Annotated in this window: 12 protein-coding genes; 2 read left to right on the top strand and 10 right to left on the bottom strand. The window is 57.5% G+C overall.

The genetic code is table 11. The features are described from left to right. Positions 1 to 13: 13 nt before the first annotated feature. The 3 genes from yajC to queA are packed head-to-tail and all read right to left on the bottom strand — an operon-like array spanning position 14 to position 2,620. Positions 14 to 346: a preprotein translocase subunit YajC gene (gene yajC / locus LOC22_RS15585; protein ID WP_003859109.1), complete on the bottom strand. Its 333-nt coding sequence runs from the start codon at positions 344 to 346 to the stop codon at positions 14 to 16. A 22-nt stretch (positions 347 to 368) separates the two neighbouring features. Then, the gene (gene tgt, locus LOC22_RS15580) at positions 369 to 1,496 is read right to left on the bottom strand and encodes a tRNA guanosine(34) transglycosylase Tgt (protein WP_015571303.1); all 1,128 of its coding nucleotides are present in this window, start codon (positions 1,494 to 1,496) and stop codon (positions 369 to 371) included. A 53-nt stretch (positions 1,497 to 1,549) separates the two neighbouring features. Beyond that, positions 1,550 to 2,620 (bottom strand): tRNA preQ1(34) S-adenosylmethionine ribosyltransferase-isomerase QueA, encoded by a 1,071-nt coding sequence (queA, locus tag LOC22_RS15575; RefSeq protein ID WP_017694427.1) that lies wholly within the window; start codon positions 2,618 to 2,620, stop codon positions 1,550 to 1,552. 92 nt (positions 2,621 to 2,712) lie between these two features. Between queA and acpH the strand changes: the two genes are divergently transcribed. Further along, complete coding sequence (acpH, locus tag LOC22_RS15570; RefSeq protein ID WP_015571305.1) at positions 2,713 to 3,294, top strand: ACP phosphodiesterase; 582 nt, start codon at positions 2,713 to 2,715, stop codon at positions 3,292 to 3,294. A 127-nt stretch (positions 3,295 to 3,421) separates the two neighbouring features. Beyond that, complete coding sequence (locus LOC22_RS15565; protein WP_003859113.1) at positions 3,422 to 4,024, top strand: peroxiredoxin C; 603 nt, start codon at positions 3,422 to 3,424, stop codon at positions 4,022 to 4,024. Positions 4,025 to 4,073: 49 nt separating this feature from the next. On the opposite strand, the gene LOC22_RS15560 is transcribed toward LOC22_RS15565, so the two are convergent. From LOC22_RS15560 to phoB, 7 genes are all read right to left on the bottom strand, one after another. Then, positions 4,074 to 5,453 carry a DUF3999 domain-containing protein gene (locus LOC22_RS15560; protein ID WP_033486692.1) on the bottom strand — a complete coding sequence of 460 codons (1,380 nt, stop codon included), beginning with the start codon at positions 5,451 to 5,453 and terminating at the stop codon, positions 4,074 to 4,076. Further along, positions 5,450 to 8,059: a DUF2339 domain-containing protein gene (locus LOC22_RS15555; RefSeq protein WP_230239028.1), complete on the bottom strand. Its 2,610-nt coding sequence runs from the start codon at positions 8,057 to 8,059 to the stop codon at positions 5,450 to 5,452. The genes LOC22_RS15560 and LOC22_RS15555 overlap by 4 nt, the downstream gene beginning before the upstream one ends. Positions 8,060 to 8,150: 91 nt before the next feature. Next, positions 8,151 to 9,968, bottom strand: coding sequence for a maltodextrin glucosidase (gene malZ / locus LOC22_RS15550; protein ID WP_033486694.1), 1,818 nt, complete (start codon positions 9,966 to 9,968; stop codon positions 8,151 to 8,153). 163 nt (positions 9,969 to 10,131) lie between these two features. Then, the gene (gene proY, locus LOC22_RS15545) at positions 10,132 to 11,505 is read right to left on the bottom strand and encodes a proline-specific permease ProY (protein WP_017383160.1); all 1,374 of its coding nucleotides are present in this window, start codon (positions 11,503 to 11,505) and stop codon (positions 10,132 to 10,134) included. Between the two features lie 81 nt (positions 11,506 to 11,586). Beyond that, positions 11,587 to 12,906, bottom strand: coding sequence for a branched-chain amino acid transporter carrier protein BrnQ (gene brnQ / locus LOC22_RS15540; RefSeq protein ID WP_003859118.1), 1,320 nt, complete (start codon positions 12,904 to 12,906; stop codon positions 11,587 to 11,589). Positions 12,907 to 13,315: 409 nt separating this feature from the next. Then, positions 13,316 to 14,611: a phosphate regulon sensor histidine kinase PhoR gene (phoR, locus tag LOC22_RS15535; RefSeq protein ID WP_017383159.1), complete on the bottom strand. Its 1,296-nt coding sequence runs from the start codon at positions 14,609 to 14,611 to the stop codon at positions 13,316 to 13,318. Between the two features lie 21 nt (positions 14,612 to 14,632). Then, on the bottom strand, positions 14,633 to 15,322 hold the full coding sequence (phoB, locus tag LOC22_RS15530; RefSeq protein ID WP_163371257.1) for a phosphate response regulator transcription factor PhoB: 690 nt from the start codon (positions 15,320 to 15,322) through the stop codon (positions 14,633 to 14,635). Positions 15,323 to 15,369 lie beyond the last annotated feature (47 nt).

The raw sequence follows: 15,369 nt of genomic DNA, 5'->3' as shown, positions 1-15,369 counted from the left end.
GGAAAAGTTGGGATTACAGCGCCTTCATGGTGCCTTTCGGCAGAACGGCAGCTACGAAGTCACGTTTGATAACCACTTCAGTGGTGTCGTTGAGGGCGATAGCAATGTAGCCGTTTTCCGCTACTTTGGTTACGCGACCCACCAGGCCACCATTGGTCAGGACTTCATCGCCCTTCGCGATGGAGTTCATCAGGTTTTTGTGCTCTTTAGTACGCTTCTGCTGTGGACGCAGGATCATGAAGTAGAAGATCAGACCGAACACAACCAGCATCAGAATCAGAGACATCGGGCTGCCCTGCGCTGGTGCACCCGTTGCTGCTACCGCATCAGAAATAAAAAAGCTCATTCAAATTCCCTCATTATTAAAATTAATCAACGTTCAACGGTGGAACATCCCGCCCCTGACGTTGGTAGAAATCGGTCACGAAGCTCTCTAATTTACCCTCTTCGATAGCCTTACGTAAACCAGCCATTAAGCGCTGATAATAACGAAGATTATGAATGGTATTGAGACGCGCCCCCAAAATCTCGTTGCAACGATCGAGATGATGCAGATACGCGCGAGAATAATTGCGACAGGTATAGCAATCGCACTCGGAATCGAGCGGGCTGGTGTCACTCTTATGCTTCGCGTTACGGATTTTCACCACGCCATCGGTAACGAACAGATGACCGTTACGCGCGTTTCGGGTTGGCATAACGCAGTCGAACATATCAATGCCGCGACGTACGCCTTCCACCAGATCTTCTGGTTTACCCACACCCATCAGGTATCGTGGTTTATCCGCCGGGATTTGCGGGCAGACATGCTCCAGAATGCGGTGCATGTCTTCCTTCGGCTCACCCACAGCCAAACCGCCGACAGCGTAGCCATCAAAGCCTATCTCTACCAGACCTTTAACCGAGATATCGCGTAAATCTTCGTAAACGCTGCCCTGAATAATGCCGAACAGCGCATTTTTGTTTTGCAGGGCGTCAAAACGGTCGCGGCTACGCTTCGCCCAACGCAGGGACATCTCCATGGAACGCTTGGCGTAGTCCCAGTCCGCCGGGTATGGCGTACATTCGTCGAAGATCATTACGATATCGGAGCCGAGATCGTACTGAATCTCCATGGATTTTTCCGGATCGAGGAAGATTGGATCGCCGTTGATCGGGTTACGGAAGTGTACGCCCTGCTCAGTGATCTTACGGATATCGCCCAGGCTGAAGACCTGGAAACCGCCGGAGTCGGTGAGGATCGGGCCTTTCCACTGCATGAAATCGTGCAGGTCGCCGTGGAGCTTCATAATCTCCTGACCCGGACGCAGCCACAGGTGGAAGGTGTTGCCGAGGATAATCTGTGCGCCAGTGGCTTCAACTTCTTCCGGCGTCATTCCTTTTACGGTGCCGTACGTGCCCACAGGCATAAACGCGGGGGTTTCTACCACGCCGCGATCAAACACCAGACGACCGCGACGCGCGCGGCCATCGGTGGTATCGAGTTCAAATTTCATTTTTTCTCCGACGTCAGAAAAACAGTCCAACGTTGTAATACGGTGCCGCGGACTTATTCCCCGACACGCTCATTCAAAGCCTGCGGATTGTACGTGATAAACATCGCGTCACCGTAGCTAAAAAAGCGATATTTTTGTTCTACCGCAGACTTGTAGGCGTTCATCGTATGCTGATATCCCGCAAACGCGGAAACCAGCATAATCAACGTCGATTCAGGCAGATGGAAGTTGGTCACCAGCGCATCAATGACTTTGTACTGATAGCCCGGGTAGATAAAGATCTGCGTATCGCCAAAGAACGGCTCAATCAGCTCGCTTTTCGCGGCCTGCGCAGCGCTCTCAAGGGAACGTACCGACGTTGTACCGACGGCCACGACGCGATTACCGCGCGCTTTCGCCGCCAGCACCGCATCCACAACCTCCTGTGGCACTTCGGCATACTCAGAGTGCATGATGTGGTCTTCGATGCTGTCCACGCGCACCGGCTGGAAGGTGCCTGCACCAACGTGCAGCGTCACGAACGCCATCTCTACGCCCTTCGCGCGCAGTTTCTCTAGCAGCGGCTCATCAAAGTGCAGGCCCGCCGTTGGCGCCGCCACCGCGCCAGGCTTCTGGCTGTAGACAGTCTGATATAGCTCGCGGTCGGCCTCTTCGTCCGGGCGCTCAATATACGGCGGCAGCGGCATGTGGCCGATGGCGTTGAGGATATCGAGCACCGTGCGCTCGTCGTTGAATTCCACTTCAAATAGCGCATCGTGACGCGCGGTCATGGTCGCTTTGATGCTCTCGTCATCCCCCAGCAGCAGTTCAGCGCCCGGCTTCGGCGCTTTAGAGGCGCGAATATGTGCCAGAATACGTTTATCATCGAGCATACGTTCGACCAGCACCTCAATCTTACCGCCGCTGGCTTTACGGCCAAACAGACGCGCCGGGATCACGCGGGTATTGTTAAAGACCAGCAGATCGCCAGGGTTGAGCTTGTCGAGCAGATCGGTGAAAGTACCGTGCGTCAGCGCGCCCGTTGGCCCGTCCAGTGACAGCAAGCGACAGCTGCTACGCTCAGGCATGGGGTAGTGAGCAATCAGGGATTCAGGTAGTTCAAAGGAGAAATCGGCGACGCGCATGACGTATACTCGTGACTTAAAAACAGGCGGCATAGTCTAGTGCTCACACCCTTTTGCTGCAACAACTAGCCGCCACCGGACAACGAAAACGCATGAATTTTCTCGCTCATCTGCATCTCGCTCATCTCGCGGACAGCTCCCTCTCCGGCAATTTGCTGGCCGATTTTGTACGCGGCAACCCCGCGGAAGCGTACTCCCCTGAGGTTGTCGACGGGATTTTTATGCACCGCCGCATCGACGTGCTGACCGATAACCTGCCGGAAGTGACGGAAGCCAAAGCCTGGTTCCGCCCCGAAACCCGACGCGTGGCGCCGATCACGCTCGACGTCATGTGGGATCATTTCCTGTCGCGCCACTGGTCCCGGCTGTCGCCTGATATGTCGCTGCCTGAGTTTGTGCGCTACGCCCACGCGCAGGTGTCGATCATTTTGCCGGACTCCCCGCCGCGCTTTGTGAATCTGAATAACTATCTCTGGTCTGAACGCTGGCTGGAGCGATACCGCGAGATGGATTTCATTCAGAACGTCCTGAACGGCATGGCGAGCCGTCGACCGCGTCTGGACGCGCTGCGCGACTCATGGCATGACCTGGATGAACATTATGATGCGCTGGAAACCCGCTTCTGGCAGTTCTACCCGCGTATGATGACGCAGGCGAAAAATAAAGAACTGTGAAGTCGGTTCGATTGATAGGTAAAAGCTGGTGGAACGATTGTTACCACCTCTTTGTCTTATTCCCGTACTGCCTCTATACTGGCCCGCGTTGCGTTCCAAATAACCTTAGTATCTACAGGAGAATCATATGGTTCTGGTAACTCGTCCGGCTCCGGATTTTACAGCTGCCGCCGTTCTGGGCAATGGTGAAATCGTTGAAAACTTCAACTTCAAACAGCACACCAACGGTAAAGCGACCGTTCTGTTCTTCTGGCCAATGGACTTCACTTTCGTTTGCCCTTCTGAGCTGATCGCGTTCGACAAACGTTACGAAGAATTCCAGAAGCGTGGCGTGGAAGTGGTTGGCGTCTCCTTCGACTCTGAATTTGTACACAACGCATGGCGTAACACCCCTGTCGAAAACGGCGGCATCGGTGCAGTGAAATACGCGATGGTTGCGGACATCAAACGCGAAATCCAGCAGGCTTACGGTATCGAACATCCGGACGCTGGCGTTGCACTGCGTGGTTCTTTCCTGATCGACGCGAACGGCATCGTTCGTCACCAGGTTGTGAACGATCTGCCGCTGGGTCGTAACATCGACGAAATGCTGCGCATGGTTGACGCGCTCCAGTTCCACGAAGAGCACGGTGAAGTGTGCCCGGCTCAGTGGGAAAAAGGTAAAGAAGGTATGGCGGCTTCCCCAGACGGCGTAGCTAAATACCTGTCTGAGAACGTATCCAGCCTGTAATCGGCACGGTTTACCAAAAAACCCGCGAATACGCGGGTTTTTTTATGGCTTATGCTGCGCCGTCTTTTTTTACCTCGCGCCAGATGCGCCATGCCATACCCGCAAGCACCATCACCCCCGCAATCAGTACGCCCCAGACCATCAGCGTTTTCATTCTGCTTTCCTGCTCAGCCGCAGACGTCGCGGTTAAACGCGCCTCGCCACCCAGCGGGACAGGTTCCAGCGTATCCGCCATCGGCAGGGCTGCCAGATCGTAGGTTTTACGCAGTTCGGTCGGGATCAGCATATCCGTCTCCACGCTCGCCGGTTTCGCAGCCCCGTTCCCCCACGCGAGAAGGTACGGCCCCTTCCCCTGCGCGTTAAACACCAGATCGTAGCGCACGCGTTGCCCGGTCACGCCAGGCAGGTTCTCAGGCAAACGCGCATTGAGGGTCTTGATTTTTACCGCCTCGACCAGCCCGCCAGGGAGCGGAACAGGTTCAGACGTTTTGCCGCCGAGCTGGTAGATCACCTCTTTTTTCAGCGTATGCCACCGATCCTTATCCGCCTCCCGCCAGGCTATTTCTGCCGGGAGAACACCGTCGCCATTCAGCATGAAGCCGATCGCACTCAGAGGCTGCGGATGTTTCCAGCGCCACACGGCTTCGCTTTCGGATAACCGCTCCCCCTCTCCCGCCAGGCTAATGTGCTCAGATTCCGGCTGTTCAGTCGCGTTAATCGCGTTGACGCCGGTTAACGTCAGGGCAGAACGCCCCGTGTTCAGCACCAGCAGCAGATAACGATTCGCCTCAGGCGATAACACCAGATCGGTATCGATGCGGTCGAGCTTCAGGCGATCCTGTCCACTCATCACGTCCAGCAGGGGCATCTCTTCGCGCAGGGTATACCAGTTTTTCAGATCCTCGCTGTAATAGACCGATGCCGTCCCCTGCCACGAGCCCTGCGGCGTGTCCCAGAAAAGCTGGAGCTGAGAGAGCGGAACCTCCGTCGCGTTTTCCGGCAGGGTCAGCAGATAGTGCTGTCCGGCAGCCGCCGCGTGTTGCCCTTCCAGCACAATTTCCACGCCGTTTCTGGCCCGTAGCATAATTTTATCGCCGCTGTCCTCTTCTCCGCCCGGCGAGGCGTTAAGCGCAAAGAGGCGCAGCGCCGTGGTGGTCGGTGCCGGCTGCGGACGCGTCGTGGTAACCAGGCTGAACGGTACCGGCTCGCCCGACTGATTAAACACGCGCACGTCGCGCAGATCGGGCGATGTGCTCTGCTGATAAACCGCCAGCGGCAGCATGACCCGATACCACGGCGAAGAGGCAGAGGTATCAAGGGACAGGCCATAGGCATAATCCCGCGGGGATTCCGCTGGCGCGCCCTCGCTGAATGCCGGACCGGCCACGGCCAGCAGTGCCGCACAAACAACCGCGTTCATCCATTTCATTTTTCTTCTCCTGCCTTAGGCGGTAGCGGCGAGAAATAGCCCACAATCAGGACCAGGATCGCCACGCCAATAAACGCGACGGCGCGCGCCAGGCCGCCACCGCCCGCGCTGTCCACCAGCATCAGTTTGAGCATGACCACCCCCAGTAGCGCCGCACCGCCAAGCCACTGCTGACGGGAGGCGTGACGGGTGGCGCGGATCATGACCACCAGCGCGCAGAACATCCAGAACAGTGCAAAAGTGGTCTGGATAAGCCGCGAATGCCACAACGACTCCCAATTCCAGGCCACCTCGCCGTACCACGCCAGCGCGCGCAGCAATGCGCCGTTAAGCCACCAGAAACCCAGGGCCATCAGCACAACGGCGGGCCACGGACGGGACTGCGCAAACGATGCCGGATAGTAGCGATCCACTTCCCGATAAAACACCACCAGCCCCAGCAGCGCGAACGCCGCCCCTTCCTCAAGCGGGTTCACCAGCGGCAGCCATGTCTGTTGATAGACCACACCGTCCTGCAAATTGGTCACGACCAGCAATACCACCAGCGCCACAACCACAGGGATCGCGGCAAGGCAGGCGTAGAGCGCAGGCCATACCCGGAACGGCCACCCGCGACGCCGTACAGCCGCGGAGAGCGCCATAATCACCCCACCGCCAACAGCCATCGCAATGCCGCTTCCCCAGGCCGCCATGCCCCACGGCAGGGAGCGGGCAAACCAGTAAAGCTCGGCGGCTATGGCGAGTAAAATCGTCCACACCAGCGACAGATGCAGTCCCATTGAGATGCGCGGCAGAAGTTTATCTTCGTCGCGCCGCAGCAGCATCAGGGCGGCAGGCAGCGCAATAGCCCAGGCCAGATTTGCCCAGCCGGCCGCCAGGATTTGCTGTTGCCAGATCTGATACAGCACCATCAGCAGCATCACCGGCCACAGCAGCCATTTGCTGGCATCCAGCTCCCGCCACGCCAGACGAGCGGCAGCCTGCCGCCATCCCCAGGCCGACGCCGCCGTCAGCGCCATTACGCCTGCCAGAACCGAGAACTCCTGCTTCAGGAACAGCTGCGACGCGCCCAGCAGCGCCACTAACCAGAACAGCAGCCCACCGGCCAGCAATGCCCAACTGCCCGGCTGTGCGATTTTCTGCCACAGCCAGGCCGCAGCCAGCCAGCAAAGACTGAGCACTGCGAAAATAAGCAGCAGGCTCAACGAGGTGACGCCGTCCATTTGCGCCCATATCGCGCTGCCGAGCGCCAGCACCAGCAGCGCCGTCCCGCTATAGCTCATGCGCCGCTGCTGCTGTTGCACGCCCAGCCAGAGAATACCCAGCCCTTCCAGCGCCCAGGCCATCGCCGTCCAGCGCGCTGAAAGCGCCAGCGGAATGGCAAGCGTGGCAAACCCGCCGCCGATCGCCAGCGCCGCCATAACCAGTGGCCGCCCGACAGACGGATAGCGTCGCAGTGCGAGAAACGCCAGTGAGAGATAAAACGCACCATAGCCCAGCGCGCTGAGCGCCGGGCCGTACGTCCAGTGAGACGTCATGCCATACTGCATCCCAAAACCAATCAGCGGCGGAGCAAACAGCAGTGCGCCGTCAATAATCTGTTTGCCTTTTTCCTGCGCCCGCAGCGACAGCGCCACGCTAAACACGCCAAAAATAAGCGTATTGGCAATCAGGAACAGCTGACAGATAGCATAGTCTTCCGGCTGGTAGTCGCTCAGCCCCCATACCCCGCCAACGCCAAACGTGAAGAGCAGCCCGAGCAGGTTGAGCTCGCGCCAGTGCTGCCAGATGCTGATGGCGAGAATGCCGATGGAAAGCAGGAGATAGAAGGAGAACAGCGCCACAAAGCTGCCGCCTCCGGTAGACAACAGCAGCGGCGCAAGGTATCCGCCGAGGCTCGCCAGCATGGCAAGGCTCAGCGCCTTTTGCAGCACGGCCAGCCCGACGCTCGCCGCGCAAATCACCACCAGCAGCGCAAACGCCAGCGTCATCGGCAGCATTTGCCACAGCCGGAATGCGCCAAAGACGGTCAGATAAAGCACGCCGGTCGCCCCGCCCTGGAGGATCAGCGCGTAGATCCGCTGCCTGTGCCGCAGCCGCCATCCAACGGCCAGCAGAACCATGGCAAACAGCGCCGTGGCGGCAAGACGCAGCTCAAGCGGAAACAGTGAATGTTCAACGGTATAGCGCAGCAGGAAAGAGAGGCCGAGGAAGAGCAGTACAATCCCCAGTTTTGCCAGCGGATTGCCCTGCATAAACCAGCGCGTCAGCGAGGACAGGATGCCGCCAAAGGCGGAAGGCCGTTTTGCCGCCGGTACAAGCGCTGGTTCTGCTTCAGTGACGGGCGGTTCGGGACGCCAGGGATCGACAGGTGCGGTAACGGCTTCTGCCACCGACGCTGGCGTCTCCACCGGCGCGGCGGTCTGCACCGGCTCCGGCGCTTTCTCAGTGACACCGCGCTGCTCAAGCGCCTCAATGCGCTGGCGAAGCCGGGCGATCTCCTGCCGCGCCGCCGTGCTTCGGTTAAAACCTATCACCGCGAGCACGGGTGCCACGACCAGCGCAAAAACCAGGAACAAACAGCCAAGGATGTAAAGCTCGTCCATGTTTCCACCTTCACCGTAAACGATCCGCTAAGATTGACACAAATCGTTGCATTTGCGCCATCTTAAAAGGTGAAAACCATTCTGCCTGCGCTTAGCTGCCGAACCAGACCGCAGCGGAGATCGCGGGCAACGTGAGCACGCTCTCCTGGAACGTCGCTTTACCCTCTTTGATCTTCCACGTTTTACCGGCCAGCAGCGGTGAATCTTCCAGCACTACTTCACACGCTTCGCCCCGGTTGATCGCCACCAGCACGCGCTGCTGGTTATAGACGCGGACAAACACCACTACGTTATCGTGGGCGTACATCACCTGACAGCCCCCGTAGCGCAGGGCCTGACTCTGCCTGCGCAGCGTCGCCATACGCTGGTACAGGCTGAACAGATCCTGATCCTGTTTTTCACTCTCCCACGGGAAGGTTTTACGGCAGAACGGATCGTTATTCCCCTCCAGCCCCACTTCATCGCCATAGTAGATGCAGGGTACGCCCGGCCAGGTAAAGAGCCAGGTCACCGCCAGCGGCAGACGCGCCACATCTTTACCCAGCAATGATTTAAAGCGCGCGGTATCATGGCTGTCGAGCTGGTTAAACATCCGCAGCTGCTGCTGATGCGACAGGCCAGCGCGATAGTTTTCCATCCACGCCATGCAGGTTTCGGCGTCGATATGCTGCGGATCGTAAGAGATATCGGTGTTAGCGAGGAAACCCCACAGCGGGAAGGTGAAGCCGCGATAGTTCATCGCCGCGTCTTCTGCATCAGCCTGCAACCACTGACGCGCGTCGCCAAAGTGCTCCCCGAAGACGAACGCTTCCGACCGGGCCGCTTTTGCCGACCGGGTAATGGCGGCGACATGTTGAAGGTTATTCCGCGCCCCGCCTGATTCACCCAGCATATGCACCACGTCCAGCCGCCAGCCGTCCATGTTCCACGGCGCTTTCAGCCAGTGGCGCACGATGCTGTCGTCGTCGCCGTAGATCTCATTCACCAGCGATGGCGACTGGAAATCGAGCTTCGGCAGGCTCGGGTAGCCCAGCCAGTCCAGGGCGCGGCCATTCTCATCAAAACTGTACCAGTCACGCTGCGGTGAGTCCGGATTATGGCATGCGCCGCTCATCGACTGATTATGACGGTCAAACCACGCGTGAGAATCACCGCTGTGATTGAACACGCCATCAAGGATCAGGCGCATACCCTCTTTTTGCGTGTTGTGCCGCAGCCGCAGCAGCGCCTCGTCACCGCCAAACTGCTCGTCAACGTGGCGATAATCCTGCGTATCGTATTTGTGCACGCTTGGCGCTTTAAACACCGGGTTCAGGTACAGCGCCGTCACGCCGAGCGTTTTCAGGTACGGCAGTTTTTCGCTGATACCGTCGAGATCGCCGCCGTAAAAGGTCGATCCCCCCGCCTGGGCGGTCAGCGGCTCGTCCCATTTTTTCAGAATAATGTCGTGACCGACCGCATGATGGTAATAAACCTTGTCCTGATCGGCGTTGCGCTTTTCGCTGCGCGCAAAGCGGTCCGGGAAAATCTGGTAAAAGACCTGATCGTTAACCCACTGCGGGCCGTTATCCGGGTGATCCACGGCAAACTGCTCCAGCCGGGCCGGAGGAAAACGGCTGAAGCCCTGCGGGGTAAACCACAGCTGCCGGTTGTTCCACAGCAGCTTGAAGCCGTAGCGGCGACGCGGCTGCCCGCTGCGCAAATCGATATTTGCCCGCCACGCCGTGACGCCCGGCTGCGGCTGGCTGCGCACTTTGTGCATTTTCAGCGACGTTTCTTCGTTATCCACTTCGGCGCGCAGGGTCACACGTTCAGGCTGATTGTCCCCTGCCAGCCAGAGCGTAATCACAAGGTTGTCTTTGTTTTGCTTAACAAATGGGGCAACCGGAAGGTGCCAGGCGTTTAACATCACGAATCCCCTTTGATGAAATTGACGTCACCTTGCCACAGGGTGATTAAAGATAGCTCATCGTGTTCGGGATTATTGGGGGAGGAGAACGGAGGAGGAGATTTTTTCCAGGGCAAAAGGGAGTGTAGGCCGGGTAAGCGCAGCGCCACCCGGCATTTTTACCTTACTGTGCTTCCGCCAGCTGACGATCGCGGCGACATTTAAACATCCAGCCCACCAGCAGCAGGACGATCCACGCGAAGCCCACGTACAGAGAAATACGGGTATCCGGGTGATAACCAATCAGGCCAATGATGAAGACCAGGAAGATGAGACCGACAATGGTCGTTGGCACGCCGCCCGGCACTTTAAACTTCAGCGCTTTGGCCTCTTCTGGCGACAGGCGGCGACGGAACGCAATCTGCGACAGCAGGATCATGATCCACACCCACACCGTCGCAAAGGTCGCCAGTGACGCAATCACCAGGAAGACGTTCTCCGGCATGATGTAATTCAGGTAAACCGAGAACAGCAGCGCCACGGTCATGACCAGCACCGTTACCCACGGGGTGCCGCGACGCGACGTTTTGGCAAACACCTTCGGCGCACTGCCCTGCTCCGCCATGCCGTGCAGCATACGACCCACGCCGAACACGTCACTGTTGATGGCCGACAGCGAGGCGGTCAGTACCACAAAGTTGAGAATGCTGGCGGCAAACGCAATGCCCATATGCTGGAAAGTCAGGACAAACGGGCTGCCGTTGGTGCCCACCTGGTTCCACGGGTAGATGGACATAATCACAAACAACGTGCCCACGTAGAACACCAGGATACGCATCGGCACCGAGTTGATGGCGCGCGGAATGGACTTCTCCGGATCTTTCGCTTCCCCGGCGGTGATGCCGATAATCTCAATACCGCCATAGGCGAACATGACCATCTGGAGCGACATGACCATCCCGAGCCAGCCGTTGCTGAAGAAGCCGCCGTTGCTCCACAGGTTATGGATGCCGGTTGGCTGCCCACCGTTGCCGATACCCCAGATGATGATGCCGAAACCGGCGAGGATCATGATGATAATGGTCGCGACCTTGAAGAAGGAGAACCAGAACTCCAGCTCGCCAAACACCTTCACGCTCATCAGGTTGACGGCGCAGATGATCAGCACCACGCTCAGTACCCAGATCCAGTGCGGCACGGCGGGGAACCAGACCCCCATATAGATGCCAAACGCCGTCACATCGGCAATGGCGACAATCAGGATTTCAAAGCAGTAAGTCCAGCCGGTGATAAACCCGGCCAGCGGGCCTAAGTTTTCTTGTGCGTAGCGGGAGAAGGAACTGGCAGACGGGTTGTGAACCGACATCTCCCCCAGCGCACGCATGATGATATAGGCCGCCACGCCGCCGATGATGTAGGCCAGCAGAACGCTTGGACCGGCCATTTTGATGGCATCTGCCGAGCCATAAAAAAGACCGGTGCCGATAGCCGAGCCCAGCGCCATAAAGCGGATGTGGCGGGTGCTCAATCCACGTTTAAGTTTGTTAGTGCTTTCCATTAAAATCTTGCCATTCAACACGAAAAAAACAAAAAACCACGGGGCCTTAAGCCCCGTGGTTAAACAATTTGTTGCCGTTGATTAATGGGCGTTGGATGTCACCTGACGCCCTGCCGCACGGTCCCAGATAATCGCCAGAACCAGCGCTACAACGGAAGGCATCAGCCAGGCCAGGCCCTGCTCGGACAGCGGCAGACGCTGTGTCCAGGCTGGCAGGATTTCTGCAAATGCTGATGCTTTGATCCCGTCAAGGATACCAAAAATCAGGCTGATAAACATGGCCGGCGCAATAATTCGCGTCGAGTTATGCCACCACGGGCGGGTGAAGCTCAGCACCACCAGCACGATACATGGCGGATAGATCGCCGTCAGCACCGGAATTGACACCTGAATCAGGTGGCTCAGACCGAGGTTTGACACCGCCATGGAGAAGATGCCGAGGATAAACACCAGCGTGCGGTAAGAGAGCGGCAGATACTGGGCGAAGAACTCCGCGCAGGCGCAGGTCAGACCCACCGCCGTCACCAGACAGGCCAGGAAAATCAGCGCCGCCAGCAGCATGCTGCCTGCACCACCAAAGGTATGCTGCACGTAAGCATGCAGGATCGCCGCGCCGTTTGCGCTCTGATCGACCAGCGTTGCGCTATCTGAACCCAGACGGAACAGCGCCAGATACAGCAGCGTCAGGCCGACACCGGCCATCAGGCCAGCCCAGATGGTGTAGCGAGTCAGCAGGCGCGCTTCGGTCACCCCGCGGGAACGCGCGGCGTTAACGATAACGATACCAAACACCATCGCACCGAGCGTATCCATTGTCAGATAGCCGTTCACGAAACCGTTTGAGAACGCCGCGTTCTGATAAGCGTCCATCGCGGAGCTGATGGGCCCCGCAGGCCAGACGATGGCCGCAACCGCCAGCACGATCAGCGCCACAATTTTCAGCGGAGCCAGGAAGTTACCCACGGTATCCAGCAGTTTGCCGGGATAGAGAGAAACCAGAATCACGATGGCGAAGTAAATGAGGCTGTAAATAAACAGCGGCATCGCGCCGTCACCGGTCAGCGGGGCGATACCCACCTCAAAGGAGACGGTCGCCGTACGCGGGGTCGCGAACAGCGGGCCAACGGCCAGATAGCAGACGGTTGCCAGCAGAACGCCAGCCACTTTGCCAATCGGGGTGCTGAGGCTGTCCACACCGCCACCGACTTTCGCCAGCGCGATAACGGTCAGTACCGGCAGGCCCACGGCAGTAAGCAGGAAGCCAAACGCAGCCGTCCAGACGTGTTCACCCGCCTGTAAGCCAACCATTGGAGGAAAAATGATGTTACCTGCGCCAACGAACAGCGCAAATGTCATAAAGCCCAGCGCGATAATGTCACGCGATTTCAAGTGATGGGTCATAAAACCTTACTGCCTGTGGATGTGGTGTTGAATACGTTGAGATTTTCGCCATCCCTCACGGGACGATACAGCGGAAAATTTGCTCAATTTCAGCGGGATATGCTCCCGTCCTGGCGTGGCGAAGAATAGTTTTTCGATTTACCACGCAAATACAGTCGGTCTGACAGTATATGGGGGGCAATTTAAACGCTTATAACGTTTAAAGGCAAGAAGGGATCGTAAAACCAGAACAATATGCCAGTATGAAAATTCAGACCAAAATAATATGCCATGTATAAGAAAAACTCATGGCTAATCATGCGAACAAAAAAGCACCAGCCGTATAATATTCATCCGCGTTTCGCTTGACTGCAAAGCAAACGGGCCAGCAATCGCTGGCCCGTGGAAAGGTAGCCTGACACATCTGCCGTCAGGCGCTTTTTTTGGCAATTAATCGTTCCGGAATCACGAAGCTAAAGCGCGTGCCCTTACCCAGGGTGCTTTCGATATTGAGCCGGCTTTCGTGGTGGCTGACGGCATGCTTCACAATTGCCAGTCCCAGTCCGCTCCCGCCGGTCTGCCGCGAGCGCGCCTTATCCACCCGGTAGAATCGTTCGGTGAGACGCGGGAGGTGCTCGGGCCCAATCCCCGGCCCGTTGTCCTCGACGCTAAACTCAGCGCCCGCCGGGGTATGCTGCCAGCACACCGCGATATGCGTCCCTTTCGGGGTATGATTCACGGCGTTATAGACCAGGTTTGAGATAGCGCTTCGCAGCTCATCTTCACTGCCGAGCACTTTCAGCGTGTTATCAACGTCAAAACTCAGGGTGTGCTGATTATGACTCAGCGTTTGGGCTTCGCGCTCCACCACCCGCAACATCATCGGCACATCAATGATGTCGTTTAGCGCCAGCGACGGCGCAGCCTCAATCTTTGAAAGCGTCAGCAGCTGTTTGACCAGCCCTTCCATGCGGAACGTCTGCTCCCGCATGGTATGCAGTGCTTTCTCACGCGGCGCCCCCTCAAGCGTTTGCTCCTGCATCATCTCCAGGTAGCCCTGAAGCACCGTCAACGGCGTACGCAGCTCGTGGCTGACGTTGGCAAAGAAGTTACGTCTCGCGCCCTCAAGCTGGTGCATCTGGGTAACGTCCCGCGCCACCATCAGCCACTGCCGATCGCTGTAGGGCATCACGCGGATTTCCAGATGGCGACCGTTATTGAGCTTCAGATTGTGCGGGCGCGAAAAATCCCGCTTTTTCAGATACAGCGTGAACTCGGGATAACGCAGAAGGTTCAGGATGTTCTGACCATTATCATCCGGCCAGCGCAGGCCCAGCAGCTGTTGCGCGAGGCCATTACACCAGAAGATTGTCCCTTCTTCTGTCGTCAGGATCACCGCGTCCGGCAGCGACTCCGCACCGCTACGAAAGCGTTTGATCAGGCTTCCCAGCTCACGACGGCGCTTTTTGTTACGCATCTGCATCTGGTGCAGGCCGTAGAGTAGCGGTTCCCAGCTCCCGCTTCCCGGCGGGGGTGTCATACTTCTGTCGACCCACAGCCACCAGGAGAGACGCAGTAAATTCCAGAAATGCCAGACGAGCAATCCCGTCACGGCCACCAGTAAGAACCACGGCAGATAGCCAAAGATAGCCCCCAGAATGAGGGCCGGAATACAACATAAGATCAGTTCAAAGACGAGCCTTTTCCATGACAGACGTTCCAGCACGCGTCACACTCCTGTCATTGTTCAGAAACGGGTCGAGAAACGATAACCCGTGCCGCGGACCGTCTGTACCATGCGATCGTGGCCGCTCTGTTCCAGTGCTTTACGCAGGCGGCGAATATGGACGTCAACCGTTCGGTCTTCGACATAGACGTTAGTTCCCCAGACGTTATTCAGCAACTGTTCGCGGCTGTAAACGCGCTCCGGGTGGGTCATAAAGAAGTGCAGGAGTTTAAATTCGGTCGGTCCCATATCGAGGGGATTTTCACCGGTCATGACCCGGTGTGAGGTAGGATCCAGGCTCAGCCCCTGCATCTCAATCACCTCTTCCACCGCCATCGGTGAAATACGGCGCATCACGGCTTTGATACGCGCCACCAGCTCTTTCGGGGAGAACGGTTTAGTGATGTAATCGTCCGCGCCGGTTTCCAGACCGCGCACGCGATCCTCTTCCTCGCCGCGCGCCGTCAGCATTACCACCGGGATATCGCGGGTCATCGCCTCGCGTTTGATATGCTTGATAAACTGCAATCCGGAACCGCCAGGCAGCATCCAGTCCAGCAGGATCAGATCGGGCCAGGGTTCATTCAGCTGGTTCACCGCGCTGTCATAATCTTCCGCTTCAACCGGCTGGAAGCCATTTTGTTCAAGCACGAAGCACACCATTTCACGGATCGGAGCTTCATCTTCTACGACCAGAATACGTCTCGCCATACTTTGCCCTGTCTTATCGTATTTAAGTTACAAGTCTGTAATGCGGC

Origin of the sequence: Enterobacter sp. AN-K1 (assembly GCF_020971765.1) — a bacterium.
GTDB lineage: Bacteria > Pseudomonadota > Gammaproteobacteria > Enterobacterales > Enterobacteriaceae > Enterobacter > Enterobacter hormaechei_C.
Note: the sequence above shows the minus strand (reverse complement) of the source record. Positions and strands in the feature narration are given on the sequence as shown.